Below are 1,890 nucleotides of genomic sequence, written 5' to 3' on the forward strand. Positions count from 1 at the left end.
ATCGCGCCTGCGTCGGATCTGAACTCTGTCGCGGCGAAGGACCCGTCGGTGGTCCAGGACGAGAACGGCGTGTGGCATGTGTTCTTCACCAAGGTCGTCGATGGTGACTGGGGTCTGGCTCACACGAGTTTCGGTGACTGGTCCGAGGCCGGTTCCGCTCCGCAGGTCGATCTGGAGGCCGCCTCTGCGATCGGTGGCGGCTACCGTGCCGCCCCGCACGTCTTCTACAACGAACCGACGGGTGAGTGGTACCTGGTCTACCAGGACGGCCTGCCGGCCTACTCCACGACCACCGACATCAACGACCCCTCCAGCTGGTCCGTGCCGCAGCACTTCATGGACAGCGTGCCGGACATCGTGGAGCAGAACATCGGCGGCGGCAGTTGGCTGGACTTCTTCGTCAACTGTGACGACACCGACTGCTACCTGTTCTCCGCCGACGACAACGGCCATGTCTACCGCTCCCACACCACCGCCGGCGCCTTCCCCGGCGGCTGGGACGACACCCAGATCGTGCTGGAGGACTCCGCCAGCAACCTCTTCGAGGGCGGCGCGGTCTACCGCGTCGGTGACACCAGCACCTACCTGCTGATCTGGGAGGCCATCGGCTCCGACGGGCGGCGCTGGTACCGCTCCTTCACCGCCGAGGGCCTGGGTGGTGAGTGGACCCCGCTGGCGGACACCGGGGACAACCCCTTCGCCCGCAGCACCAACGTCACCTTCGACGACCACACCGCCTGGACCCAGGACATCAGCCACGGCGAACTGCTGCGCACCAACAACAACCAAAACCCCACCATCGACCCCTGCAACCTCCAGCTCCTCTACCAGGGCATGGACCCCAACTCCAGCGGCGAGTACCACGACCTGCCCTGGCAGCTGGGCCTGGCCACCAGCACCGGCGGCTGCTGACACCCCCCACACCCCACCCCACACACCCCCCCACACACCCCACAGACACAAGGAGTCACCCATGACGATGCGACGACGCACGCTCCTGGGCGTTGGCGCGGCCGGAGCGGCCGGCGCGGGCGCGGCCCTGCTCGCCGGCACCGGACAGGCCAGCGCCACCCGCACCCCCCACACCCGCGCCGCCCGCACCACCGGCACCCGCACCACCGCCCCCCGGCAGGCGCCCGAGCCCATGGCCGTGGGAGTCCGGGAGTACTCCTGGTCCCGCGGCGGCCGCTCGCTGTTCACCAAGGTGTTCTACCCCACGCCCGGCAGCCCCGGCGGCACGCCGGTCCTGGACGCGCCCATCGCCGAGGGCGTCTTCCCCGTCGCGGAGTTCAGCCACGGCATGGGCTGCAACTCCGACTGCTACGCCTCGCAGACCAACGGTCTGGCCTCCGCGGGCTTCATCTGCCCCGCGCCCTCCTTCTCCGACAACACCAACATCCAAAGCGTCTACGGCGGCGAGTGGTCCAGGGACGTCTCGGAGGTCATCACCCAGACCCTCGCGCTGAACGACGCCTCGGGCGACCCGCTCGCCGGGCACATCGACACCGAGGCCGGGGTCGGCGTCTCCGGCCACTCCATGGGCGGTATGACCACCCACGGCCTGGTCAGCGCGTTCCCCGACGACCGGATCAAGGCCGCCGTGCCCATCGCCTGCGTGGACATCGGCGACCCCGACGGCTCGGTCGCCGCCAACGTGCTGTTCATCCACGGCGACCAGGACCCCACCTGCCAGATCTCCTCGGCCCGCACGGCGTATGACGAACTCGCCGCGCCCAAGGCCTTCCTCACCCACCTCGGCGCGGACCACGGCGCCTACCTCGTGCCGGACTACCCCACCTACCCCCAGACCGAGAACACCTTCCTGGACTGGTTCCGCTGGAGCCTGTACGGCGACACCGCCGCCCACGACCGCCTCCCGGCCGGCGCCCA

The 1,890-nt window shown here is 69.7% G+C and carries 2 protein-coding genes; both read left to right on the forward strand.

The window, feature by feature from the left end; genetic code table 11:
- On the forward strand, window positions 1-912 hold a 912-nt coding region (locus tag ACTWQH_RS32670; RefSeq protein WP_443290440.1), incomplete at its 5' end, for a non-reducing end alpha-L-arabinofuranosidase family hydrolase.
- Window positions 913-973: 61 nt separating this feature from the next.
- A partial coding sequence (locus ACTWQH_RS32675; RefSeq protein WP_443290441.1) for an alpha/beta hydrolase family protein occupies window positions 974-1,890 on the forward strand: 917 nt, incomplete at its 3' end.

This window comes from Streptomyces sp. 6N223 (genome assembly GCF_052246635.1).
In the GTDB taxonomy this organism is placed as follows: Bacteria; Actinomycetota; Actinomycetes; order Streptomycetales; family Streptomycetaceae; genus Streptomyces.